The organism is Algorimicrobium bowmanii (assembly GCF_054031195.1).
On sequence record NZ_CM132929.1, the window covers coordinates 2,163,085 to 2,189,366 of the forward strand.

The following is a 26,282-nucleotide window of genomic DNA, read 5'->3' on the forward strand; positions in this document are numbered from 1 at the left end:
CATGAGCAAACGTAGAATAAAAAAAGTAGCAGTTATAGGCTCTGGAATTATGGGAAGCGGTATTGCTTGCCATTTTGCCAATATTGGTGTTGATGTCTTATTATTAGACATCCTTCCAAGAGAATTGAATGATAAAGAAAAAGCTAAAGGCTTAACTTTAGAAGACAAGGTTGTAAGAAACAGAATGGTAAACGATGCTTTAAAAGCTTCTTTAAAATCGAAACCTTCACCTATATATAATCAAAAATTCGCCAACCGTATCACCACAGGAAACTTAGAGGATGATATTGCCAAGGTTGCCGATGTTGATTGGATTATTGAAGTTGTTGTTGAACGTTTAGATATTAAAAAACAAGTTTTTGAAAATTTAGAAAAACACCGTACACCGGGTACTCTAATTACATCTAATACATCTGGTATTCCAATTCATTTTATGAGTGAAGGCCGTAGTGAGGATTTCCAAAAACACTTCTGTGGAACACACTTTTTTAACCCAGCGCGTTATTTAAAATTATTTGAAATCATCCCTGGTCCTAAAACAGCACCTGAAGTCTTAGATTTCTTAAACGAATACGGTGCAAAATTTTTAGGTAAAACATCTGTTATAGCTAAAGATACACCAGCTTTTATTGGTAATAGAATTGGAATTTTTGGAATTCAAAGTTTATTCCATCAAGTAAAAGAATTAGGATTAACCATAGAGGAAGTTGATAAATTAACAGGACCTGTAATAGGCCGACCAAAATCAGCAACCTTCCGTACAGTAGATGTTGTAGGCCTTGATACATTGGTACATGTTGCCAATGGTATTTATGAAAACTGCCCAAATGATGAAGCTCATCATCTTTTTAAATTACCAGAATTCATCAACACCATGATGGAAAACAAATGGTTAGGTAGCAAGACGGGGCAAGGTTTTTATAAAAAAGTTAAAGGAGCCAAAGGTAAGAGTGAAATTCTATCTTTAGATTTAGACACCTTAGAATATCGTTCTAAAAAATCAGCAAAGTTTGCCACATTAGAACTAACTAAAACAGTTGACAAAGTAGTAAACCGCTTCCCTATTTTAGTTTCAGGTAAAGATAAAGCAGGAGAATTTTACCGTAAAAACTTCGCTGCAATGTTTGCCTATGTTTCTCATAGAATTCCTGAAATTACAGACGAATTATATAAAATTGATGATGCCATGAAGGCCGGATTCGGTTGGGAGCACGGACCATTCCAAATTTGGGATGCTATTGGTGTTGAAAAAGGTCTTGAATTAATTAAAGCTGAAGGTTTATCGCCTGCTAATTGGGTCAATGATTTGCTTGAATCTGGTAGTAAATCTTTCTACACTGTAAAAGAAGGAGCTTCTTACTATTATGACATTCCTTCTAAAAAACAAACAAAAATTCCAGGACAAGATGCTTTTATCATCCTAGATAATATTAGAAAATCAAACGAAGTATTTAAAAACTCAGGCGTTGTTATTGAGGATTTAGGTGATGGTATCCTGAATTGTGAGTTCCAAAGTAAAATGAACACCATTGGTGGTGATGTTTTAGCAGGACTTAACAAGGCTATCGATTTGGCTGAGAAAGATTTTGCCGGACTCGTAGTCGGAAATCAAGCTGCTAATTTTTCAGTTGGAGCCAATATCGGAATGATTTTTATGATGGCTGCCGAACAAGAATATGACGAGCTAAACATGGCTATCAAATATTTCCAAGACACAATGATGCGTATGCGCTACTCATCTATACCAACTATATCTGCACCTCACGGTATGGCTTTAGGAGGTGGATGTGAATTATCGCTTCATGCTGATAAAGTTGTTGCCGCTGCGGAAACATACATGGGACTTGTGGAGTTTGGTGTAGGTGTTATTCCTGGTGGTGGGGGTTCTAAAGAAATGGCCCTTCGTGCATCAGACACCTTCAAGAAAGGTGATGTACAATTAAATACGCTTCAAGAGTATTTCTTAACTATCGGAATGGCTAAAGTATCTACTTCGGCTTATGAAGCCTTTGATATGGGTGTTCTGCAACAAGGTAAAGATGTTGTTGTAGTTAATAAAGATCGACAAATTGCTATAGCTAAACAACATGCTAAACTAATGGCTGATATGGGATATACACAACCTGTAAAACGTACAGACGTTAAAGTACTTGGAAAACAAGCTTTAGGTATGTTTTTAGTTGGAACTGATTCTATGGAAGATAGTAATTACATTAGTGAACACGATATGAAAATAGCCAACAAATTGGCTTACGTAATGGCTGGTGGAGATCTATCTGAACCATCATTAGTAAGTGAACAATATTTATTGGATTTAGAGCGTGAAGCCTTCCTATCGTTATGTACAGAACGTAAAACACTGGAACGTATTCAGCATATGCTGAAAACGGGTAAACCGCTTAGAAACTAGAAAAAAGAAAAAAATGAAACAAGCATATATAGTAAAAGCATATAGAACAGCCGTTGGTAAAGCTCCAAAAGGTGTGTTCCGTTTTAAAAGAACTGACGAATTAGCTGCAGAAACCATCAAATACATGATGAAAGAGCTACCTAATTTAGACCCTAAACGTATTGACGATGTCATAGTTGGAAATGCAATGCCAGAAGGCTCACAAGGTTTAAACATGGCACGTTTAATCTCTTTAATGGGGTTAGATATTGTTGATGTACCTGGCGTAACGGTTAATCGTTTCTGTTCATCAGGGATAGAAACCATTGGAATGGCTACCGCTAAGATTCAAGCAGGAATGGCCGATTGTATTATTGCTGGTGGTGCAGAAAGTATGAGTAGCGTACCAATGACAGGTTTTAAACCAGAATTAAATTATGACCTTGTTAAATCTGGTCATGAAGATTATTACTGGGGAATGGGAAATACAGCGGAAGCTGTTGCTAAACAATTCAATGTATCTCGTGAAGATCAAGATGAATTTGCATACAATTCTCATATGAAAGCATTAAAAGCACAAGCTGAAAATCGCTTTCAAGATCAAATTGTCCCTATTGATGTTGAACAAACATATGTAGACGCTAATGGCAAAAAAGCAACAAAATCATATACAGTAACTAAAGATGAAGGTCCACGTGCTGGTACAAACAAAGAGGCTTTAGCAAAACTAAGAGCCGTATTTGCTGCTGGTGGTAGCGTAACTGCCGGAAACTCATCTCAAATGAGTGATGGTGCTGCTTTTGTAATGGTTATGAGCGAAGCTATGGTAAAAGAATTAGGTCTTGAGCCGGTGGCACGTTTGGTTAACTATGCAGCTGCAGGTGTTGAACCTCGTATAATGGGGATTGGTCCCGTAAAAGCTATTCCAAAAGCTTTAAAACAAGCTGGTTTACAACAATCTGATTTAGAGTTAATTGAATTAAACGAAGCCTTTGCTTCTCAATCGTTAGCCGTAATTAGAGAGTTAGACTTAAACCCAGACATTATTAATGTTAATGGTGGCGCCATTGCTTTAGGTCACCCATTAGGCTGTACAGGTGCTAAATTATCAGTACAACTTTTTGATGAAATGCGTAAACGTAACATGGTTGGTAAATATGGAGCCGTTACTATGTGTGTTGGAACAGGACAAGGTGCTTGTGGCATATTTGAATTTTTAAACTAATAAAAAACTTAATACAAAATAATAAAATGGAAGCAACTGAAAAAGACATCTTAAGAGGAGGTCAATTCTTAGTAAAAGATACAAAATGTGAAGATGTGTTTACTCCTGAAGATTTTTCAGAAGAACAAACCATGATGAAGGATGCTGTAATGGAGTTTAACGACCGTGAAATCATTGCGCATAAACCAAGATTTGAAGCTAAAGATTATGCATTAACGGAAGAAGTTATGCGTAAAGCTGGTGAACTAGGATTTTTAGGCGTAGCAGTCCCTGAAGCATATGATGGCTTAGGAATGGGGTTTGTTTCAACTGTTTTAACTTGTGATTACATTTCTTCAGGTACTGGTTCTTTCAGTACAGCTTTTGGAGCACATACAGGAATTGGTACTATGCCAATAACACTTTATGGAACTGAAGAACAAAAGAAAAAATACGTACCTAAATTAGCAACTGGCGAATGGTTTGGTGCTTACTGTTTAACAGAACCAGGTGCTGGATCGGATGCCAATTCTGGTAAAACCACAGCCGAACTATCTGATGATGGTAAATCGTATAAAATTAACGGACAAAAAATGTGGATTTCTAATGCAGGATTCTGTAGTTTGATGATCGTTTTTGCCCGTATTGAAGACGATAAAAACATTACTGGTTTTATTGTTGAGTATGATAAAGAAAACCCAAATGGTATTACTTTAGGTGAGGAAGAACACAAGTTAGGTATTCGCGCTTCTTCTACAAGACAAGTATTTTTTAACGATACCGTTGTTCCTGCTGAAAACATGTTAGCTGGTCGCGGTGAAGGTTTTAAAATTGCCATGAATGCATTAAACGTTGGTCGTATTAAACTAGCAGCTGCTTGTTTAGATTCACAACGTCGTATTTTAACAACTGCTGTAAACTACGCTAATGAGCGTAAGCAATTTAAAACACCTATTGCAGAATTTGGTGCTATTAAAACGAAATTAGCAGAAATGGCAGCTAATGCATATGCTGGTGAATCTGCAACTTATAGAGCTGCTAAAAATATTGAAGACCGTATAGCTATGCGTCAAGCTGCAGGTAATACACATCAAGAAGCAGAACTTAAAGGTGTAGAAGAATATGCTATTGAATGTTCTATATTAAAAGTAGCCGTGTCTGAAGATGTACAAAACTGTGCAGATGAAGGTATTCAAATTTTTGGAGGTATGGGTTTCTCAGAAGAAACACCTATGGAAGCTGCGTGGAGAGATGCTAGAATTGCACGTATCTACGAAGGTACTAACGAAATAAACAGAATGTTAACCGTTGGTATGCTTGTTAAAAAAGCAATGAAAGGTCATGTAGATTTATTAGGTCCTGCTCAAAAAGTTCAAGAAGAACTAATGGGTATTCCTTCTTTTGATACGCCAGATTATTCTGAATTATTTTCAGAAGAAAAAGAAATGATCAAGAAATTGAAAAAAGCATTCTTAATGGTTGCTGGTGGAGCTGTTCAGAAGTACGGACAAAACCTTGAAGATCACCAACAATTACTAATTGCAGCTGCCGATATTTTAATTGAAATATACATGGCTGAATCAGCTATTTTAAGAACTGAGAAAAATGTAAAACGCACGAGCGAAAAAGAGCAATCTGCTCAAATTGCCATGGCTAAATTATATTTATATCATGCTGTAGATATTGTTGAAGAAAAAGGAAAAGAAAGTATTATTTCTTTTGCTGAAGGTGATGAACAACGTATGATGCTTATGGGACTTAAACGTTTTACAAAGTATGCAAACTATCCAGATATTGTAGATTTACGTATCGAGATTGCAGAAAAAGTAAAAGCTGAAAATAAGTACTGTTTCTAATTACTAAGATTTATAAAATAAAAAACCACTTCATTTAGAAGTGGTTTTTTTATAACTATAATTTAAATAAACTAAGACTGGCTAATTGTATCTTTCACCTTCTCCTCTGCTGTAACATTAGATAAATTAACGGCAGTTTCAATTAATGCTAAATGCGAATACGCTTGCGGGAAGTTTCCTAGTAAACGTTTTGTTTTAAAATCAATATCTTCACTAAACAAACCTAAGTGATTACTATAAGATAATAGTTTTTCAAATTGTTCGGTTGCTTTTTGCTCCTCACCTATTTTATATAAGCTATTAATAAACCAAAAAGTACAAATGGTAAATGATGATGATGGCAATCCAAAATCATCTTTATTTTTATATCTATACAGTAAGCCTTCATAACACAACTCTTTTTCAATAGCTTTAACGGTACTTACAAATTTTGGATGTTTTGCATCAATAAACCCATACGACTCCATGAGTAAAACTGAAGCATCTAAATCCTCTGAATTATAAGCTTGCGTAAATGCTTGAACATTTTCGTTCCAGGCATTTTCCATAATATCATTTCGTATTTCTTTTTCTAATGCCTCCCATCGTTCTAATTTAGAGGTTTTACCCAAAAGCTTAGATACTTTAATAGCTTTATCAACTGCAGTCCAACAGAGCACTTTAGAAAATGTAAAATGCTGATCGCCTTCCCTGAATTCCCAGATTCCTTTATCTGGTTCTTGCCAGTGCTTTCTTACTACCCAAACAATACCTTTGGTCATCGTCCAAAGCTCTTCACCATTATCAATATCATTACTAAAGTTACTGAGTAATTGATGGATCACATCCATTAAAATACCATATATATCATTCTGTTTTTGCATATAGGCAGCGTTCCCTACTCTAACAGGGCTTGAACCTTTATATCCCGAAAGATGATCCAAAGACACTTCTGTTAACTTCTTTTCACCACTAATACCATACATAATTTGTAATTTCTCATCTTTATCTGGTATTAAATCAATAATGAAATTAAGATAGCGTCTCGCTATATTTTTATGACCTAATTGCGACATGACCTTAATTACCATGGATGCATCACGGATCCAACAAAAACGATAATCCCAATTTCTAACTTCACCAATAGTTTCTGGTAAAGATGTTGTTGCTGCAGCTAAAACAGCTCCTGATTTATCATAGCTTAATAGCTTTAACGTTATTGCGCTACGAGAAATTTGCTCGTTAAATTTCTTATATTTTGGTGTACGCTCTAACCAATTTAACCAATACACTTTAGTGCGTTCATACTCTAAACTGGCATATTTTAAGTGAGGGACAAATAATTTCTCATTATAACCTACTAGGAAAAAATGATCAGAATCAATACGAATCTTACGACTATTCAATATATCATTTTTATCTAAATCGGTGTAAAGAAACAAGGTGTCATATGTATCTTCATTATTCAGACTAACAATAAAATCGCCTTTAGCATAAGTAGAAGTAATTCCATTTGCGTATTCCAATTTAGGGTTATAAGCAACCTGCAATTCTGGCTGTCCGGAAATATATTTTATATATCTAATAAACTCTGGAGGCGAATGATAATCTCCATTTGGTTTATGATATCTTGGCATAAAATCAATCACCTCAAAAATATCATCGCCATTACTAAAACGTGTTACCAAAATAGCTGTATTATCTTGATAAAACTGTTCGGTGGTATAAGCTTCATCTACAACAAAACCAAAACTCCCACCTATATCATCATCTAATAATTTTGCAAAAACAGATGCAGAATCAAATTTGGGTAAGCAACACCAATCAATAGAGGCATTTTTAGATACTAATGCGGCACTTCTACAATTTCCTATAATTCCGTAATCTAAATTATTCATTAATTTTCTTGTTTTAAATGATGGTATAACTCACAATTTCTTTAAATTAACGAAAATCTATAAAACCTTCCAAAATATTAGTATGAATAAAACAATAATAGTTTCTAACAGATTACCACTTCAAATTTCAATAGAGCAAGATAAACTTAACGTTTCACCCAGCGTTGGAGGTCTTGCAACAGGAATGAAATCGGTTCATGCTGATGGAAACGGTATTTGGGTTGGTTGGTCTGGAATTACGGATGAAGAGCTAGATGAGCATTTAAAAAAAGAAGTTAATACTAAGGTTGAAAAAGCAAAATGCAAAGCTGTAGGTCTTACTGAAACGGACATTGACGATTACTACTTAGGGTTTAGTAACCGAACACTCTGGCCACTTTTTCATTATTTTTTAGAGTATAGCGAATTTGAAAACACTCAATGGGAAGCCTACAAACGTGTAAACCAAAAATTTGCCGAAGTTGTTTTAGAAACACTTGAAGATGGTGATACAGTTTGGGTTCACGATTATCAATTATTGCTTTTACCACAACTTATAAAAGAAGCAAGACCAGATGTGACTATAGGGTTCTTTTTACATATTCCGTTTCCATCTTATGAAATTTTCAGAACATTTCCATGGCGTGAAGAAATCCTAACAGGAATGTTAGGTGCTGATCTTATCGGTTTTCATACCTATGATTACGAACGTCATTTTTTAAGTTCCGTAAAAAGAATTTTACGCTTAGATGTTAATTTTAATGAGATTACCTATCATGACAGAATTATTAAAGTAGATTCTTTCCCTATGGGAATTGACTATAACAAGTTTCAAGAAGCAGCCCTTAAACACAACAACCCTAATACTGAAATATCTGAACTTCAAAAACGTTTAAACGCACACCTAAACGAAGGAGGAGACAAAAAACTCATTCTTTCTATAGACCGTTTAGACTATACAAAAGGCATTCCGAATAGGTTAAGAGCCTTCGAATATTTTTTAAATACCTACCCAGAATATAAAGAAAAAGTCCGACTAATCATGTTAGCTGTGCCATCACGATCTAATGTGCCGCAATATCAAAAACTAAAACGCGAAACAGACGAATTGGTTGGCCGTATTAATGGTGAATTCTCAACCGTTAGCTGGACACCAATTTGGTACTTTTATAGATCTCTACCTTTTGAAAACTTAATTGACCTATATACGTCTTCCGATGTGGCTCTAATAACACCTGTTAGAGATGGCATGAATTTGGTAGCTAAAGAATATGTCGCAACGCGTACCAATTTAGATGGTGTACTTATTTTAAGTGAAATGGCTGGTGCTGCAAAAGAAATGAATGAAGCTATTTTAATAAATCCAAATAGTTTTGAAGACTTTGTTACAGCATTAAACAAAGCTCTAAACATGCCTTTAGATGAACAAAAAAGTAGAATGAAGATTTTACAAAAACGTTTAAAACGTTACGATGTAGAAAAATGGGCAAAAGAATTCTTAGAAGCTTTAAAAGCTACCAACCAGTTACAAGAAATTGTAGTTTCTAAAAAATTAAATTCCAAAGAAGAACTAATTATCGTTGAAAACTTTAAAAAGGCTAAAAACAGATTAATTCTTCTTGACTACGATGGCACTTTGGTAGGATTTAAAGACAATCCGCAAGATGCAAAACCAGATAAAGAACTTTACGCACTTTTAGATACTTTTCAAAATCAACAAAACACAAAGCTTTGCCTTATTAGCGGACGCGATAAAGCTACTTTTGAAAAATGGTATTACCATAAAGATTATGATTTAATTACAGATCATGGCGTTTGGATAAGAGAGCATAAAAAATGGACACCTCTAGAAATTTTAAAAACCGATTGGATGTCTAATATTAAACCCATTCTAGAAACATTTGTAGATAGAACTCCGGGAACCTTTATTGAGGAAAAAGAATATTCTTTGGCCTGGCATTACCGAACTGCCGATCCTGAACTAGCACAAATACGAACTATGGAGTTAAACACCGTACTAACTAGTATGGTTACTAATAATGAATTATCCGTTTTACAAGGAAACAAAGTCATTGAAATAAAAAGTAGCAACGTAAACAAAGGAAGAGCTACAAGTCAATTATTAATGAAAGAAGATTATGATTTTGTTTTAATAATGGGTGATGATTGGACAGACGAATACATGTTTGAAGTAGCTCCCGATTTTGCTAAAACCATTAAAATTGGATATGTAAAAACCAAAGCGAAATACCAAATTAAAGACCCAAGAAAAGTTCGAGAATTATTAAAACAACTCGTATAAACGGCCTGTTTTATTACCATATTTTAACAATAACACTTTTAACAACTCACTTATATTTTTGTAATTTTGAGTAAATTTATAGCAATGAAATCATCATTATTTTACCTAGTTATTTTATTAATACTCCCCTTAACTTATAGTAATGCACAATTATTACAAGATAAAAATAGTTTTACACATCAGGACACTCTCCGAGGCGCTATTACCCCCGAGCGTGAATGGTGGGATTTAACCTATTACCACCTAGATGTTACGGTAAACCCAGACAGTAAATTTATTTCAGGTAAAAACACAATAAAATACACCGTTTTAAAACCTTATGCGGTTATGCAAATAGACTTGCAAGAACCTTTAAATGTTACTAAAATCACCCAAAACGGCAAAAATTTAAAATATACTCGAGATGGAAATGCCTATTTTATCGCGTTAATCGACAAACAGATTTTAGGAAAACAGAATACCATAGAAGTCCATTATAAAGGAATACCTAAGGAAGCTATTCGTGCCCCTTGGGATGGTGGCTTCTCATGGAAAAAAGATGCTAATGGTACAGACTTTGTTGCTACATCTTGTCAAGGCTTAGGTGCTAGCGTTTGGTGGCCTTGTAAAGATCATATGTATGACGAGGTTGACAGTATGGATATTAGCGTTACGGTTCCAAAAGGCTTAATGGATGTTTCAAACGGACAGTTAAAGCGTAAAGTAGAAAATAAAAACAGTACAACTTACCATTGGACAGTAAAAAACCCTATCAATAATTACGGTGTTAATGTCAATATTGGTGACTATGCTCATTTTTCAGAAGTATACAACGGTGAAAAAGGACCTCTAAAAATGGATTACTACGTGCTAAAGTACAATCTTGAAAAAGCAAAAAAACACTTTAATGATGCCCCTAAGATGATGAAAGCTTTTGAACATTGGTTTGGTCCATACCCATTTTATGAAGATGGCTTTAAATTAGTGGAAGTACCTTATTTAGGAATGGAACACCAAAGTTCGGTTACCTATGGCAACCAATATAAAATGGGCTATTTAGGTAGTGATTTATCAGGTACAGGATGGGGTTTAAAATTCGACTTTATTATTATCCATGAAGCTGGACATGAATGGTTTGCGAATAACATTACCAATAAAGACATAGCAGACATGTGGATTCATGAAAGCTTTACCTCCTATTCCGAAAATTTATTTCTAGATTATTACTACGGCAAAGAAGCGTCTGCTGATTATGTAATTGGCACCCGTAAAAACATTCAAAATGACAGACCCCTTATTGGCTATTATAACGTAAACAAAGAAGGCTCATCAGATATGTATTATAAAGGAGCCAATATGTTGCATACCCTGCGTCAATTAATTGAAGACGATGAAAAATGGCGAAATATCCTAAGAGGTTTAAACAAAACTTTTTATCACCAAACTGTTACAACCGAACAAATAGAGAATTATATCAGCGAACAATCAGGTATTAATCTATCAGCCTTTTTCAATCAATACCTCAGACAAACAAATATCCCAACATTCGAATACCAAATAAAGAATGAAACCCTTAAATATCGTTGGGTTGATACCGTTGAAAATTTTGATATGCCAATACAGATTTCTATTAATAATAAACACCAGTGGATTTATCCAAATTCGGAATGGAAAACGATGCCTATTAGTTCTAAAACCATTGAAATTGACCGAGATTTCTATATAAACTCAAAAAAAACAGAATAATCTGAAAGTAATTTCACTTTTCCCGACGAAACCAAAAACTATATTTACACGACCATTTATTATGAAGAAAATCACTTTATTAACATTATTAACTATTAGTCTATTTGCTTGTAAAAACGATGCAAAAGACGCTAACTCACAAACGCAAGAACCCAACGAAACTGTAGAAGAAACAGTACTCACTGAGGTAAATCCTTTTGTAAATGCAATTGAAACCGTACATCAAAAGGAAGCATTCCTAAATGAGTCAGCTGTACAATTTCAATTAGCTGTTAGTTTTGGTGGAAATGAAATTTTAAATGCGCTAACAACGCTTTCTACAGATTCAACTGAAGGTAAATTTGAAATGAGTAATGGGGATGTTATCATTTACAAAAAAGATCAGGTATTCTATTCTCCTTCCATTAAAAACACTGAGAGAGTTCGTTTTAATGCCTACACTTGGAGCTACTTCTTTCTATTTCCTTATAAGTTAAGTGACGCAGGTACGGTTTGGGAAAGTTATCCAAATTCGCAATTAGGAGATGTAGATTATAATGTTGAAAAACTAAGCTTTGAAGGAGACTTAGGAGATACACCAGATGATTGGTATGTTGTGTATGCTAACAAAAACTCAAACTTATTAGAAGTTGCTGCATACATTGTAACGGCTGGTAAAACTACCGAAGAAGCTGAAGCAGATCCGCATGCTATTAAATATGAAGATTTTGCTTCTGTAAATAATATTCCTTTTGCCCGTCATTGGACTTTTTGGGGATGGGAAACAGAATTAGGTTTAACAAAACAAATTGGAGAAGCTAATTTGAGTGATATTAAATTTATTGATTCGGATAATGCTTTTGAAGTGCCTGCCCATTATCTAAAAATAGACTAACACGTTATAGTCCTTTTAGTATAACTATTAAATGCTTTGGTTAATAAATCAAAGCATTTTTTTATTCCACACGTTTTAAAGCTTCAATATCTTTAATGGTAATGAGTTTACCGGAAGTACTTATCATACCTTCTTTTTTAAATTGTGATAAAATACGAATTGCAGATTCCGTTGCTGTTCCAACAATACTCGCATAGTCTTCTCGAGACAGAACAACATTTAACGCTCCTTTTTCATCAACACCAAAAATACTTTTTATATAAATCAGCGTTTCAGCCATTCGTTGTTTCACCGATTTTTGAGCCATATTAATAAGGTCATCTTCAGCATGACGCAAATCTTTGGCTAAATTTTGTAACACATCAAATGAAAAATTTTGATTCTCATGAAGTGGTGTTACAATCTGATCTTTTGGAACAAAACAAAGCTCTATATCATTTAAAGCAACAGCACTTAAGTTGGTACGTTCTTCACTAATTATGGAACGTTGTCCTAACAACTCCCCTTTGCCTAACAGTTTAACCGTATGGTCTTTTCCGTTTTCACTTAATTTAGTAAGCTTACAAACACCATTACGCACGCAATATACTCCATGTAAAGTCTCCCCTTCATCAAAAATAACTTCACCTCTTTTATAAAAACGGGTTGTTTTACAAGCACTAACGCTACGGAGTTCCTCTTTAGTCATAGACTTTAACGAATTAAATTGCCTAGCTATACATTGTTCACACTTACTCATATATTAAAATCCAAGGTTTATCCCAAAATTAAGAAAAACATGACAAAAATCATATTAAATTAATCCTTATCTTATCACTTTTGTAACAGGTATAAATGAGCAAATTTTATGGAACAACAAACATGTTTCCACTGTGGCGATAACTGTGATTCAGAACAACTTAAATACGACAACAAACTATTTTGTTGCAACGGTTGTAAAACTGTATACGAAATTTTCTCAGAAAATAATTTAACCTCATATTACGATTTACAAGATTCTCCAGGAGCTGCACCTAAAGAAATTCAGGGGAAATACGATTTTCTATCGGAAGACAATATAATTGAAAAGCTAACAGAATTTAATGATGGACAGGTGCAAATTGCCACACTATATATTCCACATATCCACTGTAGTTCTTGTATTTGGATTCTAGAAAACCTTAATAAACTAAATAACAACATTACAGCTTCGCAGGTAAACTTTGGTAAAAAAAATGTACGGATTACTTACCTCTCAGACAAAATAACATTAAAAGAAGTTGTTATACTTTTAAGTACAATTGGTTATGAACCCTATATTTCTCTAGACGATTTTAAAACGGGAAAAACCAATGTAAACCGTAGTTTAATTTACAAATTAGGTGTTGCTGGTTTTGCCTTTGGTAATGTAATGTTTTTATCATTTCCTGAATATTTTGAAGTAGGAGAATTTTGGCTTGAAAAATACAAGCATTTATTTAGATGGCTCATGTTTGCGTTTTCATTACCTGTCGTATTCTATGCTGGTAGAGATTATTTTATTTCTGCTTATAAAGGACTTCGCGCTAAACTCTTAAATATAGATGTTCCCATAGCTTTAGGAATACTCGTGTTATTTGTAAGAAGTACGCTAGAAATTATACTTGATATTGGTTCTGGTTTTTTTGATAGCTTAACGGGGCTAGTGTTTTTTTTACTACTCGGTCGGTTTTTTCAACAAAAAACATATTCCTTTTTATCTTTTGAACGCGATTATAAATCTTATTTTCCCATAGCAATTACTAAAATATCAAATGGTCAAGAAACCCCTATTCAAGTTTATGATATTAAAAAAGGGGACCGACTTCTTATTAGAAATGAAGAATTAATACCTGTTGATGGTATTCTAATAAACGGACGAGCTAAAATAGATTATAGTTTTGTAACAGGTGAATCTGAAGCTATTAGTAAAACATCGGGGGATAAACTGTTTGCTGGCGGTAAACAAACAACGGGCGTTATTGAAATGGAAGCGCTAAAATCTGTGGAACAAAGTTACTTAACACAACTGTGGAGTAATGATGTTTTTAATAAAAACAAAGAAGATAGTTTTACTAGTTTAACCAACACTATTAGTAAGCGTTTTACTATTGCTATATTAAGTATTGCCTTTATTTCAACAGCCTATTGGCTGTATATAGATCCCTCTAAAGCAATGAATGTTTTTACAGCCGTGCTAATCATAGCCTGTCCGTGTGCTATAGCGTTATCGGCTCCGTTTACTTTAGGGAATGTGCTTAGAATATTTGGCAAATTAAAGTTCTATCTTAAAAACGCTTCGGTAATTGAGCAGCTTGCCCGCATAGATACTATTATTTTTGATAAAACGGGAACTATAACTTCTAACAAACATAGTTCTGCTGTTTATGATGGTGAGCCACTAACCCATTCTGAAGATATCTTATTAAAAAACACGCTTCGAGGTTCAAACCATCCGCTAAGTCGTACACTTTATGACTTATTAGATGCACATGATATAATTAGTTTAAATCATTTTGAAGAACACTTAGGAAAAGGTATTGAGAGTACTCACGAAAGTGACACTATGAAAATTGGATCAGCTAGTTTTGTTGGTTACAATCAAGATCAAGCACTTTTAAACACAACAGTTCATATTTCAAGTAACAATACTTATAAAGGAAAATATACTTTTTATAATAGTTATAGGAAAGGCCTATCAAAGCTTTTTAATAAGTTAAAAAAAGATTATGATCTAGTTATTCTTTCTGGCGATAATGCTGGTGAAATGGAAAATTTAAAAAAACTACTTCCATCCAAAACAAAGCTTATTTTTAACCAAAAACCAGATGATAAACTCGAATATATAAAACACCATCAAACCGAAGGAGCTAAAGTTCTTATGATTGGAGATGGACTAAATGATGCTGGTGCATTAGCTCAAAGTGATATTGGTATTGCTATTTCAGAAAACGTTAATGTGTTTTCACCTGCGTGTGATGCTATTTTAGACGCTACCAAACTCAATCAATTATTCAACTACATAAAAGCCTCTAAAAAAGCAATTAAAATTATTAAATGGAGTTTTATGTTATCGTTTATATATAACATAATCGGGCTTTACTTTGCCGTAACAGGACAGTTGGAACCTGTGGTAGCGGCAATTCTAATGCCATTAAGTTCTATTAGTATTGTAGTGTTTACAACAATCTCAACTAATATTATGGGGCGTAACCTAAAATGATTAAAAATAAGGGAATATGACTTTTATCATATTTTTAACTATCTTATAACAGTATTTTTGAACCATAACTTCTATAGGTATGAGCGTTATATATATTTTATTGAGTATTAGCATATTTGTTGCTATTTGTTTTTTTATTGCCTTTGTACTGGCAGTAAGAAGCGGGCAATTTGATGATGACTATACCCCTTCCGTTCGTATGTTATTTGAAGACGAACTCGTTAAAGAAAACCAAGATCAAACTATTAAAACCAAAAAGACTAATTAAAAATTATGGAAGTACAACAATTCTATTACGATAACAAAATCGTTAAAAATTTCCTCTACGCCACCATTTTTTGGGGTGTTGTAGGAATGCTTGTAGGCTTACTTTTAGCGTTTATGTTTCTATTCCCAAACCTTACCGATGGCATTTCATGGTTAAGTTTTGGTAGATTAAGACCATTACATACAAATGCGGTAATTTTTGCCTTTGTTGGTAATGCTATTTTTGCAGGTGTTTATTACTCAACACAGCGCTTATTAAAAGCTAGAATGTATAGTGATGTACTAAGTAAAATAAACTTTTGGGGTTGGCAACTAATAATTGTTGCTGCAGCTATTACACTACCTTTAGGTTTATCTACATCAAAAGAATATGCTGAATTAGAATGGCCTATAGATATAGCTATTGCTGCTGTATGGGTTGTTTTTGGTGCTAATTTAATTGGTACAATGATCAAAAGAAGACAACGCCATTTATACGTTGCTCTTTGGTTTTACTTAGCCACTTTTGTTACAGTTGCTGTACTTCATATCTTTAACAGTTTAGAACTTCCTGTAAGTGCTTTTAAAAGTTACTCGGTTTATGCGGGTGTTCAAGATGCACTTGTACAATGGTGGTACGGACACAATGCCGTAGCGTTTTTCTTAACAACCCCATTTTTAGGGTTAATGTATTATTTTGTTCCTAAGGCTGCTAACAGACCTGTATATTCATACCGATTATCAATAATTCACTTCTGGTCTTTAATATTTATTTATATCTGGGCTGGTCCTCACCACCTATTATATACTGCATTACCAGAATGGGCTCAAAACTTAGGTGTTGCTTTTTCAATCATGTTATTATTACCATCATGGGGTGGTATGATTAATGGTTTACTAACCTTAAGAGGTGCTTGGGATAAAGTTCGTACAGACCCTGTTTTAAAATTCATGGTCGTTGCAATTACGGGTTACGGGATGGCAACCTTTGAAGGTCCTATGTTATCTTTAAAAAATGTAAACGCTATCGGTCATTATACCGATTGGATTATTGCTCACGTTCACGTGGGAGCTTTAGCTTGGAACGGATTCCTTACGTTTGGAATGATTTACTGGCTAGTACCACGTTTATTTAAAACAAAACTACACTCCATTGCTCTTGCTAACGTTCATTTTTGGATTGGTACATTAGGTATCATAATGTATGCACTTCCTTTATATGTTGCTGGTTTTACACAGGCAAGTATGTGGAAACAGTTTAACCCAGATGGAACATTAGTATATGGTAACTTCTTAGAAACGGTTACTGAAATTATGCCTATGTATTACATGCGTGCCATTGGAGGTACACTTTACCTAGCTGGTGTTTTGGTTCTTGTATACAATGTATACCAAACTGTTAGAAGCGGTAGTGAAGTTACAGATGAATTAGCTGAAGCAGCTGCTTTAACTAAAGTATCTAAAAGACGTGTTGGTAACGAAGGATGGCATACATGGTTAGAAAGAAAACCTATTAAATTAACTATTTATGCTACTATAGCTATCTTAATTGGTGGTATTGTTCAAATTGTACCAACTATAATGGTTAAATCTAATATCCCAACAATTAGCAGTGTAAAACCTTACACTCCTTTAGAATTAGAAGGTCGTGATATTTATATCCGTGAGGGTTGTGTTGGTTGTCACTCGCAAATGATTAGACCGTTCAGGAGTGAGGTTGAACGCTATGGTGACTACTCTAAAGCAGGTGAATATGTTTATGACCATCCATTTTTATGGGGAAGTAAACGTACTGGTCCAGATATTCACAGAATAGGTAATAAATATTCTGATAGTTGGCACTTTAACCACATGTACGATCCACAAGCTATGAATGAGAAATCAATCATGCCAAGATACCAGTGGTTAATTCATAATGAATTAGACAAATCGGATACCGAAGCTAAAATGAAAGCCATGGTTTCTTTAGGTGTTCCTTACACCGAAGAAGAAATAGCAAATGCTCAAAAGCACATGTTAGAACAAGGTACCAGTATAGAAAACAACTTATATGCAGATCCGGATTTTGCAGCAACATACGAAGCAGACAAAGCCTCTGGAGGAGCTGATTTTGTTGAAATGAAAAATCGTGAGATTGTAGCCCTAATAGCATACCTACAACGTTTAGGTACTGATATTAATGTTACAGATTTAGAAGAATAATTATAAAAAAGATACGATGTTAAAGTATATAAAAAACCATATGGATAGTATAGCGGGTATTGAAATTTACCCCATTATATCACTACTTATATTTTTTATCTTTTTTGTAGTCCTATTTTGGTGGGTAATCTCTGCCAAAAAGGATTATATAGAACGTGTAAGTAATATTCCATTAGAATTTGATAACCACCAAAACCAAGAACAATTATGAGACAATTTATCCCTGCTTGGGTCCGGATACCCGTTCTATTCTTCCTTATTTTAGGAATTACTGAATACTTTATTGATTCTGGAGATAAACCCGCATTTGTAAAGGAGCCATTAGTCTTACTATTTTTAATATTTGTACTGATATTAATAATAGGTATAGAAGCCATAGTAACTTCAATGGATAATATTTTATACCAAAGTCTAAGTGATCCTGATAAAGCGCGTTATGATGCACAAAGATTACAAACGCCAAAATTCATTACTTGGTTTAAGAAGGTGTACACAAAGTCTATTGACTCTACACCTATTGAAGACGAACATGATATCATATTAGATCATAATTATGATGGTATTCGTGAGTTAGACAACAACTTACCGCCATGGTGGATTTACAGTTTTTATGCCTCTATTATTTTTGCAGCTGTATACTTGGTTAAATACCATGTCTTAGATGGCGACAACCAATACGAAGAACTACATGCTGAATACGCACAAGCGGCTATTGATATAGCAGAATACAAAAAAACAGCTAAAGACTTAGTTGATATTAACACGGTTGAACTACTAACAGAAGCTTCAGATTTAAAAGCTGGACAAAGTGTATTTGAAGCCAATTGTGTTGCATGCCATATGGTAGACGGTGGTGGTGGTATAGGCCCGAACCTTACCGATAAACATTGGATTTTAGGTGGTGGTATTAAAAATGTTTTTAGAACAATTTCTGAAGGTGGCCGTAATGGTAAAGGTATGATTCCATGGAAACAAAGCTTAAAACCTTCTGAAATGGCTCAAGTAGCTAGTTATGTATTAACTTTTCAGGGAACTACACCGGCAAATCCAAAAGACCCAGAAGGCGACATATGGAAAGCTGAAACTGCTGCCGAATAATTTTATAACTAAGCTATAAGAATCTATCTTATAGCTTAGTTATCTTTTAACTGAACTAGGAATTCTTTACACCATATCATCTTGGAAACGCCAGAAAACGAATCGTTTAGAGATACAATAGGAACCTTAAATGACGAAGGAAAACGCGCTTGGGTTTACCCTAAAAAACCTAGTGGAAAACTCTATGAATATCGAAAAATAGTAAGTTATATCTTGCTTGCCTTCTTATTTTCAGCTCCTTTTATAAAAATAAATGGAAATCAATTTTTGTTATTTAACATATTAGAACGCCGTTTTAATATTTTTGGTTTCCCTTTTTGGCCTCAAGATTTTTATCTTTTTGTTATTTCAATGCTTATTGGCGTTGTATTTATAGCTTTATTCACCGTTAGCTTTGGCCGGATATTTTGTGGATGGATTTGTCCGCAAACAATATTTATGGAAATGGTATTTCGCCGTATAGAATATTGGATTGAAGGTGATCGTAATAAACAACGTAAATTAGACAAGCAAGCTTGGAATGCCGAGAAAATAAAAAAACGCCTTTTAAAATGGTTTGTCTTTTTAGTTATCTCCTTTTCTATTGCCAATATCTTTTTAGCCTATTTAATTGGTAGCGATAAATTAATTGAACATATCACTGATGGTCCAACAGAGCATCTAGGAACACTATTACCGTTGTTAATATTTACAGGTGTTTTTTACTTTGTTTTTGCATGGTTTAGAGAACAAGTATGTATTATAGCCTGTCCATATGGACGACTTCAAGGTGTGTTATTAGACAATAAATCTATTGTTGTTGCTTATGATCATAAGCGTGGTGAAGCTGAAAACGGCAGAAAGAAATTTAGAAAAAATGAAGACCGTCAAGCCTTAGGTCATGGCGATTGTATTGATTGCTTACAATGTGTTAACGTGTGCCCTACCGGTATCGACATTAGAAATGGTACACAACTTGAGTGTGTAAATTGTACTGCTTGTATTGATGAATGCGACCATATTATGGAAAGCATCAACTTACCAAAAGGTTTAATTAGATATGCTAGTGAAGATGAGATAGAGAAGAAAGAAAAGTTTAAGCTAACAGCAAGAATGAAAGGTTATATTGCTGTTTTGGTTATCCTATTTGGTGTTTTATCAGGCTTACTATTACTACGAAATGATGTAGAAGCAAATATTTTCAAAATTCCGGGTCAACTATACCAACATAAAGAAGGCTCAATTATAAGTAACGTATACACCTATAAGTTAGTAAATAAAACCACTAAGGAAATCGATAATATCACTTTCAAATTGCGAAAATTTGATGGTAAAATAGATATTGTTTCCAATGCAGAAACCTTTAATGTGCCTGCTCAAGGACTTGCTGAAGGAACTATGTTTATAGAAATTGATCAAAACGCATTAAGCGGTGATAAAAACAAATTATTAATAGAAGTTTATAGTAATGATGAACTAATAGAAACAACATCAGTTAATTTCTTAGGTCCAAGAAGTTATAAATAATCATTACAAAACTACAAAAGCAGCCGTTTAGCGGTATATATTATGAAAATAAATTGGGGAACAGGATTAGTAATAGCCATGATAGGGTTTATATCCTTTATTATGTTCTTTGTCGTGAAGATGAATGTAGATAGTAAGTACGATCACGACTTAGTGACCGAAAATTATTACCAGCAAGAATTACAAGTTGAAGGCAACATGAAACGTGAACGGAGCGGAAACAAATTATCTCAAAATATACGTTTATCGCAAGATGCTGATGGTATCCTTATTACGTTTCCAGATAGTTTAAATACAAAGGAAATTACAGGAAAAGTGTTCCTATACAGACCATCTAATAAAAAGTTTGATTTTGAAATACCTATTTCATTAACAGACCAAAATTTGCTCATACCTGACAATCGTTTATTAGGTGGTCGTTGGAACATTACTGTTGATTGGCAATACCAAGACGATGCTTATCGTTATAAAAAAGAATTAACATACTAAATGTTATGGTCTGCACTCATATTAGGCTTATTAGGTAGTTTTCACTGCGTTGGTATGTGTGGTCCTATTGCGTTTATGCTTCCTGTAGACCGTAGTAACACAACACGAAAGGTTAGTCAAATTTTTCTTTATCACTTTGGACGCATTCTAGCCTATACTTTAATAGGGTTGGTGTTTGGCCTAATAGGAAAAAGCTTATATCTCTTTGGATTTCAACAACAACTATCTATCGTTATCGGGGTATTAATGATTGTAGCCATACTCCTGCCTTCTAAAATATTCAATAAATACAATTTCTCTAAACCGCTTCATAAATTTATATCTAAAATAAAAACAGGATTAGGAACGGCTCTTAAAAAGAAAACTGCGGACACCTTTCTGACTATAGGGTTTCTTAATGGATTTCTACCATGCGGACTTGTTTATATGGCTGTGTTTGGCTCAATGGCTAGTACACGAATTATAGATAGTGCAATATATATGCTTCTATTTGGGATAGGCACCATCCCCCTTATGACATCTGCAATCTATTTAGGGAAATTCTTAAACGCATCCATAAAACAACGCATTCAAAAAGCTATACCTGTATTAGTTATCATTATTGGTCTTTTATTTATACTTCGCGGTTTAGGTTTAGGAATTCCTTACCTCTCCCCTGCTCCAGTAATTGAAACTGTTTCGAACAGCATAGATTGTCATTAAAAAAAGGCTTTCAAAATTAATTGAAAGCCTTTTAAGCATATATTTAAAACTATCTCAACTAGACAACTATAATGTTCTAAAGTACTCTAAAACAGCCCTAGCCTCAGCTTCAGTCAAGTTTTGATTAGCCATTGGCGCACCATTAAATTCCATTAACAACTCCTTAGCTAAAGGATCTTCTTTAACCATTTTTTCTGGATTTAAAATCATATTCATAACCCACTCTGGTGTTCTTCGTTTTAAAATACCTGTTGGCGCAGGACCAATAAATTTTTTATCAGTTCGGTGACACGCAGTACACATTCGCTTAAACATATCTGCCCCTTCATCTGCCATAGCTTGGTTTATAGTATCATCCAAACTAATAGAAGTAATAGGGCCAACACCTTTATTCTTTAAATCTACTTTTTTAGAAGCAGGAACCGTTTGTGTTTTACCTGAATTATTTTCTGCTGATGTGGATTTAGCTCCATAAGTGAATACCTCTTTTTTTTCGGGCTCTTTACCACCGCAGCTCATTAATGCTACCGTAAATAACCCTACTATTAACGTTGTTGTAATCTTCATATTATTCATAATTTATAAATCAAAAGTACAATTTAAAATTAGCATAGATTATGACAAAAATCATAAGTTTCTTATATCTCTTTAACTTATTAAAAAGCAAATGGAGCTAAACTTTAAAAATTTAGCTCCATTTGAAACACTCCATAAAATTACGCTTAAAAAACTTTAAATCTTAAATGTCATAACCGGTAATGTCGAGTGATTTGCTAAATCTTCTGAAATACTACCTTCAAAGAAATGTGCTAAACCTTTTCTACCATGGGTTGCCATAGCTATTAAATCGGCACCTACCAAGTTTGCAAAGGTAGAAATCCCTTGCTCAACAGTATAATCAGACACATAAGTAACTTTGTTTAAATTACTTAAATCACCATCCGCTTCTTTAAGGAAATCAGCTACTTTGGACTCCATTTCAGCAGTACTTTTAAAACTTTCACCTGGCAAATTAACATAAATTAAAAACATGTCAGAGTTCAGAGCCATACACATATCCTTAGCTTTTTTATAAGCCCCGATAGCTTCTTTTGAAAAATCTGAAGCAAAAACAACCGAATCGAAAGTTGTTAGTATCGGATTATGTTTAATAACTAATACTGGTACTTCTGAATACCTAACAACTTTTTCTGTGTTAGATCCTACAAAATACTCTTTAATACCACTAGTTCCTTGTGACCCCATTATAATTAAATCAACCTCATGTTCTTTCGCTACTTCATTAACCTCACTAAACACTTTAAAATGCTTTACAATTGGTGTTACTTTCACGTTTTCTAAATATGGTTTATCTAAAAACTCAGTAAACCGTTTCTTAGCTAATTCTAATAAAAAAACAGACTCCATTTGAGCTTCAGAGTTACCTTTGGTTAAAATAGCATCAGACATCTCTAGCATATGTAAAGCTAAAATTTCTGCATTATTATTTTTTGCTAGAAGAGCTGCTGTTTCTAAAGCGTATTCAGAGTATTCAGAAAAATCTATTGGAACTATAATTTTTTTCATGATTTTGTTTTTTTAAAATTAATTGTAATTATATGTTATTTTGCTATGTTATATTATTGTTTTTCAAATAGTCATAGAGAACAGTTTGGAGCCTGGTTGCTTGCGTTTTAATAATAAATCGAATGCCATACAAACATTTCTTACAAAAGGCTTCCCTACTTCTGTTACTATTAATTTGTTGGAGTAAATATCCACTAACCCATCTTGCTCTAACTCCTTCAACGCTATTAAAACATCAGGCAACTCATTAAAAAATAATTCTTTACGCTCCCAAGATGTTTCAAAGTGACACATTAAATTTAAAATATGTTTACGAATTATAAGGTCTTCATCACTCAAAATATGACCTCTAAAAACTGGAATTTCATTTGCGTCTAGTCGTTTATAATAGGATTCTAATTTTTTCTCATTTTGAGCAAAACCATACCAACTATCACCAATAGCCGATACTCCTAAACCAATCATCATTTGGGTTTTACTTGACGTATAACCCATAAAATTTCGATGTAATTTTTTAGTTTCAGTAGCTTGATACAGAGTATCTGTTTTTAGAGCAAAATGGTCCATACCGATTTCTATATAACCATAAGCATCCAATGCTTTTTTACCTAATTCGTATTGTCTTCGTTTACTATTTGCTGAAGGTAAATCTGTATCATTAAAACCTCGCTGACCATTTCCCTTAATCCAAGGCACATGTGCATAACTATAAAATGCAATACGGTCTGGCATAAGCATTTTTGTTTTATTAATGGTTTCAGCTACATGAGCCTCCGTTTGAAATGGCAAACCAAAAATAAGATCATGACCAACGGACGTATACCCTATTTTTCTAGCTAGATTGGTAACACGCTTTACGTGTTCAAAAGGTTGAATTCTATGAATAGCTTTCTGAACTGTTTCATTATAATCTTGAACTCCAAAACTAACACGACGAAAACCTAAGTTGTATAAGGTTTGCAAGTGCAACTCGGTTGTGTTGTTGGGATGCCCTTCAAAGCTAAACTCATATCCGTCAGCTTTTTCAGCCCTTAAAAAAATACCTGATATTAGTTTATCTAAATTTGCTGCTGTAAAAAATGTTGGCGTACCACCACCTAAGTGTAATTCTTTAATTCGTGGTTTTTCGCCTAAAAGTTCTGTATACAAATACCATTCTTTAAGAATATAATCAATGTATGGCATTTCAACTTCATGACGTGTGGTAATACGTTTATTACAACCACAAAAGGTACACAAACTCTCACAAAAAGGTAAATGAAGATATAAACTTATCCCTTCAGAAATATTACTTTCTTTAAAAGCACAAATGAGACTGTTTTGCCATTTTTTAGTAGAAAAACTAGAATCTTCCCAATAAGGCACCGTTGGATAACTGGTATATCTAGGTCCAGGAATATTATATTTATTTACTAAAACACTATTCATATCTAAAGAATTATACAACAAAACTAAATAGTATTTCTATAATAAAATATGATATTTATCATACAATAACGGTCTATTCCTTGCGTTTTTGACTAAATATTATGTAACTTTCGGATAAACGAAAATTGTAATCAAACTATGAAAAAATTAACCCTTTTAGCAATTATAACAACATTTACACTTGCTACTAGTTGTAAAAATGACTTGAAAGAAACTACAACTCCTGAGGTTGTTGAAAACGCTGTAACCTACGTTGTTAAACCTGAAGCTACCAATGTAAAATGGACAGCCTATAAAACGACTGATAAAGTTCCTGTTGGTGGAGAATTTGCAACGCTGAATTTTGATGACAAAGCAGGTGCAACGCCAGAAGAAGCTTTAAATAATTTAGAATTTTCTATTCCAGTAAGTAGTCTATTTACTAAGGATGATACTAGAGATGAAAAACTAAAAGTGTCATTCTTTGGCGCAATGTTAAATACTGAATTACTAAAAGGAAAAATTAAATATGCCAACAACGCCTATGTTGCTGAAATTACAATGAATGGAGTTACTAAAGACCTACCATTAGAAGTGAACATCACCGAAGAAAGACGAGTAAGCATGAAAGGCACCATGGATCTTAAAGATTGGGATGCATTAGGAGCCTTAGAATCTTTAAACAAAGTTTGTTTTGATTTGCATAAAGGTGCTGATGGTGTAAGTAAAACATGGGAAGATGTTGCCATTGAAGTCAGCACATACCTTCGCGATAAATAAGCTTTAAATATTTCACTATCTGATAGCCTTATTTTGGTATTATCAAATGAATTAATAAAAGTCGTAATTGAGCACTTCAAGGAATTATTACTTCCTTAAATTGTGTAAAGTGTTAGTTGTCTTAATGCTATAAACCATAGCCAATAGAGACGAATTTTAACACTATGAAACTTATTAATTTTAACTAAAAATTTGAGGATATCATGAAAAATTTAAAAGTAATACTATTGTCTTTCATAGTCATCGCAGCAGCTACAGCCTGTAAAGACACTAAGAAAGAAACCGACACTATGTTGGAAACAGAAACTGAAGTTACAGAAGAAACAGTTGAAGTTGAAGTTGAAGAAGAAGTAAAAAAAATAACGACAGAATTGAACGCTAAAAGTGGAAGTTCGGTAACTGGTAATGTTGTTTTCAGAGAAGAAAATGGCGCTGTATCCATGACTGCTTTAATGAGTGGCTTACAACCAGGCACACACGCAATCCACCTACACCAAACTGCAGACTGTTCTTCTGATGATGGAAAATCAACTGGAGGACATTGGAACCCAACAGCTGAACAACATGGTAAATGGGGTGATGATACGGGTTACCATAAAGGTGATATAGGAAACTTTGAAGCTGACGAAAAAGGTAACGGAACCATTACTTTTAACACCGAAGAATGGTGTATTGGCTGTGGTGATCCTACCAAGGACATTGTAGGTAAAGCTGTTATTGTTCACCAAGGACAAGATGATTTCAAATCTCAACCTTCTGGAGCTGCTGGTGCTCGTGTGAGCTGCGCTGGTGTTATTCAATAATATAACATTCTATAATACATAAAAAGCTGCTTTGAGCAGCTTTTTATGTATATAAAT

Annotated in this window: 21 protein-coding genes; 16 read left to right on the forward strand and 5 right to left on the reverse strand. The window is 33.9% G+C overall.

What is annotated here, in order from left to right; translation table 11 throughout:
* Position 1: 1 nt before the first annotated feature.
* From ACW5R3_RS09530 to ACW5R3_RS09540, 3 genes are read left to right on the forward strand one after another with little or no spacing between them, the layout of a single operon-like run.
* The gene (locus ACW5R3_RS09530; RefSeq protein WP_456576782.1) at positions 2–2,410 is read left to right on the forward strand and encodes a 3-hydroxyacyl-CoA dehydrogenase NAD-binding domain-containing protein; all 2,409 of its coding nucleotides are present in this window, start codon (positions 2–4) and stop codon (positions 2,408–2,410) included.
* Positions 2,411–2,423: 13 nt separating this feature from the next.
* Positions 2,424–3,614: an acetyl-CoA C-acyltransferase gene (locus ACW5R3_RS09535; protein WP_456576783.1), complete on the forward strand. Its 1,191-nt coding sequence runs from the start codon at positions 2,424–2,426 to the stop codon at positions 3,612–3,614.
* Between the two features lie 26 nt (positions 3,615–3,640).
* Entirely contained in the window at positions 3,641–5,449 is a 1,809-nt protein-coding gene (locus tag ACW5R3_RS09540; RefSeq protein WP_456576784.1) for an acyl-CoA dehydrogenase family protein, read from the forward strand.
* A gap of 71 nt (positions 5,450–5,520) precedes the next feature.
* Here ACW5R3_RS09540 and ACW5R3_RS09545 read toward each other — a convergent pair whose 3' ends face one another.
* A complete protein-coding gene (locus ACW5R3_RS09545; protein ID WP_456576785.1) occupies positions 5,521–7,326 on the reverse strand; it encodes a glycoside hydrolase family 15 protein in 1,806 nt (601 codons plus the stop codon).
* Between the two features lie 82 nt (positions 7,327–7,408).
* Here ACW5R3_RS09545 and ACW5R3_RS09550 point away from each other — a divergent pair, with 82 nt between their 5' ends.
* From ACW5R3_RS09550 to ACW5R3_RS09560, 3 genes are all read left to right on the forward strand, one after another.
* Entirely contained in the window at positions 7,409–9,607 is a 2,199-nt protein-coding gene (locus ACW5R3_RS09550; RefSeq protein WP_456576786.1) for a bifunctional alpha,alpha-trehalose-phosphate synthase (UDP-forming)/trehalose-phosphatase, read from the forward strand.
* Between the two features lie 84 nt (positions 9,608–9,691).
* The gene (locus ACW5R3_RS09555; RefSeq protein ID WP_456576787.1) at positions 9,692–11,332 is read left to right on the forward strand and encodes a M1 family metallopeptidase; all 1,641 of its coding nucleotides are present in this window, start codon (positions 9,692–9,694) and stop codon (positions 11,330–11,332) included.
* 61 nt (positions 11,333–11,393) lie between these two features.
* Positions 11,394–12,206: a hypothetical protein gene (locus tag ACW5R3_RS09560; protein WP_456576788.1), complete on the forward strand. Its 813-nt coding sequence runs from the start codon at positions 11,394–11,396 to the stop codon at positions 12,204–12,206.
* Positions 12,207–12,267: 61 nt separating this feature from the next.
* Here the strand turns inward: ACW5R3_RS09560 and ACW5R3_RS09565 are convergent, their stop codons facing one another.
* A complete protein-coding gene (locus ACW5R3_RS09565) occupies positions 12,268–12,945 on the reverse strand; it encodes a Crp/Fnr family transcriptional regulator (RefSeq protein ID WP_456576789.1) in 678 nt (225 codons plus the stop codon).
* A gap of 108 nt (positions 12,946–13,053) precedes the next feature.
* Between ACW5R3_RS09565 and ACW5R3_RS09570 the strand changes: the two genes are divergently transcribed.
* The 8 genes from ACW5R3_RS09570 to ACW5R3_RS09605 all read left to right on the forward strand — a co-directional run bounded on the left by ACW5R3_RS09570 (position 13,054) and on the right by ACW5R3_RS09605 (position 21,669).
* Positions 13,054–15,426, forward strand: a complete 2,373-nt coding sequence (locus ACW5R3_RS09570) for a heavy metal translocating P-type ATPase (protein ID WP_456576790.1) — start codon at positions 13,054–13,056, stop codon at positions 15,424–15,426.
* Between the two features lie 79 nt (positions 15,427–15,505).
* Complete coding sequence (ccoS, locus tag ACW5R3_RS09575) at positions 15,506–15,694, forward strand: cbb3-type cytochrome oxidase assembly protein CcoS (protein WP_456576791.1); 189 nt, start codon at positions 15,506–15,508, stop codon at positions 15,692–15,694.
* 5 nt (positions 15,695–15,699) lie between these two features.
* A complete protein-coding gene (gene ccoN, locus ACW5R3_RS09580; protein WP_456576792.1) occupies positions 15,700–17,874 on the forward strand; it encodes a cytochrome-c oxidase, cbb3-type subunit I in 2,175 nt (724 codons plus the stop codon).
* Positions 17,875–17,890: 16 nt separating this feature from the next.
* Positions 17,891–18,085, forward strand: a complete 195-nt coding sequence (locus ACW5R3_RS09585; RefSeq protein WP_456576793.1) for a CcoQ/FixQ family Cbb3-type cytochrome c oxidase assembly chaperone — start codon at positions 17,891–17,893, stop codon at positions 18,083–18,085.
* Positions 18,082–18,972 (forward strand): cbb3-type cytochrome c oxidase N-terminal domain-containing protein, encoded by an 891-nt coding sequence (locus ACW5R3_RS09590; RefSeq protein WP_456576794.1) that lies wholly within the window; start codon positions 18,082–18,084, stop codon positions 18,970–18,972. Before ACW5R3_RS09585 ends, ACW5R3_RS09590 begins: the two co-directional genes overlap by 4 nt.
* 81 nt (positions 18,973–19,053) lie before the next feature.
* Positions 19,054–20,478: a cytochrome c oxidase accessory protein CcoG gene (gene ccoG / locus ACW5R3_RS09595; RefSeq protein WP_456576795.1), complete on the forward strand. Its 1,425-nt coding sequence runs from the start codon at positions 19,054–19,056 to the stop codon at positions 20,476–20,478.
* Between the two features lie 42 nt (positions 20,479–20,520).
* A complete protein-coding gene (locus tag ACW5R3_RS09600) occupies positions 20,521–20,967 on the forward strand; it encodes a FixH family protein (RefSeq protein WP_456576796.1) in 447 nt (148 codons plus the stop codon).
* On the forward strand, positions 20,968–21,669 hold the full coding sequence (locus tag ACW5R3_RS09605) for a sulfite exporter TauE/SafE family protein (protein ID WP_456576797.1): 702 nt from the start codon (positions 20,968–20,970) through the stop codon (positions 21,667–21,669).
* 66 nt (positions 21,670–21,735) lie between these two features.
* Here the strand turns inward: ACW5R3_RS09605 and ACW5R3_RS09610 are convergent, their stop codons facing one another.
* The 3 genes from ACW5R3_RS09610 to hemN form a co-directional block, all read right to left on the reverse strand.
* The gene (locus ACW5R3_RS09610; protein ID WP_456576798.1) at positions 21,736–22,236 is read right to left on the reverse strand and encodes a c-type cytochrome; all 501 of its coding nucleotides are present in this window, start codon (positions 22,234–22,236) and stop codon (positions 21,736–21,738) included.
* Between the two features lie 165 nt (positions 22,237–22,401).
* Positions 22,402–23,235: a universal stress protein gene (locus ACW5R3_RS09615; RefSeq protein WP_456576799.1), complete on the reverse strand. Its 834-nt coding sequence runs from the start codon at positions 23,233–23,235 to the stop codon at positions 22,402–22,404.
* A gap of 63 nt (positions 23,236–23,298) precedes the next feature.
* Positions 23,299–24,663, reverse strand: a complete 1,365-nt coding sequence (gene hemN / locus ACW5R3_RS09620; protein WP_456576800.1) for an oxygen-independent coproporphyrinogen III oxidase — start codon at positions 24,661–24,663, stop codon at positions 23,299–23,301.
* A gap of 138 nt (positions 24,664–24,801) precedes the next feature.
* Between hemN and ACW5R3_RS09625 the strand changes: the two genes are divergently transcribed.
* Complete coding sequence (locus ACW5R3_RS09625) at positions 24,802–25,422, forward strand: YceI family protein (protein WP_456576801.1); 621 nt, start codon at positions 24,802–24,804, stop codon at positions 25,420–25,422.
* A 203-nt stretch (positions 25,423–25,625) separates the two neighbouring features.
* The gene (locus tag ACW5R3_RS09630) at positions 25,626–26,225 is read left to right on the forward strand and encodes a superoxide dismutase family protein (protein ID WP_456576802.1); all 600 of its coding nucleotides are present in this window, start codon (positions 25,626–25,628) and stop codon (positions 26,223–26,225) included.
* Positions 26,226–26,282: the final 57 nt, after the last annotated feature.

Coding starts and splice junctions, on each gene's coding strand:
- ACW5R3_RS09530 (WP_456576782.1), top strand. CDS start 2: ATGAGCAAACGTAGAATAAAAAAAGTAGCAGTTATAGGCTCTGGAATT.
- ACW5R3_RS09560 (WP_456576788.1), top strand. CDS start 11,394: ATGAAGAAAATCACTTTATTAACATTATTAACTATTAGTCTATTTGCT.
- ACW5R3_RS09545 (WP_456576785.1), bottom strand. CDS start 7,326: ATGAATAATTTAGATTACGGAATTATAGGAAATTGTAGAAGTGCCGCA.
- ACW5R3_RS09615 (WP_456576799.1), bottom strand. CDS start 23,235: ATGAAAAAAATTATAGTTCCAATAGATTTTTCTGAATACTCTGAATAC.
- ACW5R3_RS09535 (WP_456576783.1), top strand. CDS start 2,424: ATGAAACAAGCATATATAGTAAAAGCATATAGAACAGCCGTTGGTAAA.
- ACW5R3_RS09555 (WP_456576787.1), top strand. CDS start 9,692: ATGAAATCATCATTATTTTACCTAGTTATTTTATTAATACTCCCCTTA.
- ccoN (WP_456576792.1), top strand. CDS start 15,700: ATGGAAGTACAACAATTCTATTACGATAACAAAATCGTTAAAAATTTC.
- ACW5R3_RS09540 (WP_456576784.1), top strand. CDS start 3,641: ATGGAAGCAACTGAAAAAGACATCTTAAGAGGAGGTCAATTCTTAGTA.
- ACW5R3_RS09565 (WP_456576789.1), bottom strand. CDS start 12,945: ATGAGTAAGTGTGAACAATGTATAGCTAGGCAATTTAATTCGTTAAAG.
- ACW5R3_RS09585 (WP_456576793.1), top strand. CDS start 17,891: ATGTTAAAGTATATAAAAAACCATATGGATAGTATAGCGGGTATTGAA.
- hemN (WP_456576800.1), bottom strand. CDS start 24,663: ATGAATAGTGTTTTAGTAAATAAATATAATATTCCTGGACCTAGATAT.
- ACW5R3_RS09605 (WP_456576797.1), top strand. CDS start 20,968: ATGTTATGGTCTGCACTCATATTAGGCTTATTAGGTAGTTTTCACTGC.
- ACW5R3_RS09630 (WP_456576802.1), top strand. CDS start 25,626: ATGAAAAATTTAAAAGTAATACTATTGTCTTTCATAGTCATCGCAGCA.
- ACW5R3_RS09570 (WP_456576790.1), top strand. CDS start 13,054: ATGGAACAACAAACATGTTTCCACTGTGGCGATAACTGTGATTCAGAA.
- ACW5R3_RS09610 (WP_456576798.1), bottom strand. CDS start 22,236: ATGAAGATTACAACAACGTTAATAGTAGGGTTATTTACGGTAGCATTA.
- ccoS (WP_456576791.1), top strand. CDS start 15,506: ATGAGCGTTATATATATTTTATTGAGTATTAGCATATTTGTTGCTATT.
- ACW5R3_RS09600 (WP_456576796.1), top strand. CDS start 20,521: ATGAAAATAAATTGGGGAACAGGATTAGTAATAGCCATGATAGGGTTT.
- ACW5R3_RS09590 (WP_456576794.1), top strand. CDS start 18,082: ATGAGACAATTTATCCCTGCTTGGGTCCGGATACCCGTTCTATTCTTC.
- ACW5R3_RS09625 (WP_456576801.1), top strand. CDS start 24,802: ATGAAAAAATTAACCCTTTTAGCAATTATAACAACATTTACACTTGCT.
- ACW5R3_RS09550 (WP_456576786.1), top strand. CDS start 7,409: ATGAATAAAACAATAATAGTTTCTAACAGATTACCACTTCAAATTTCA.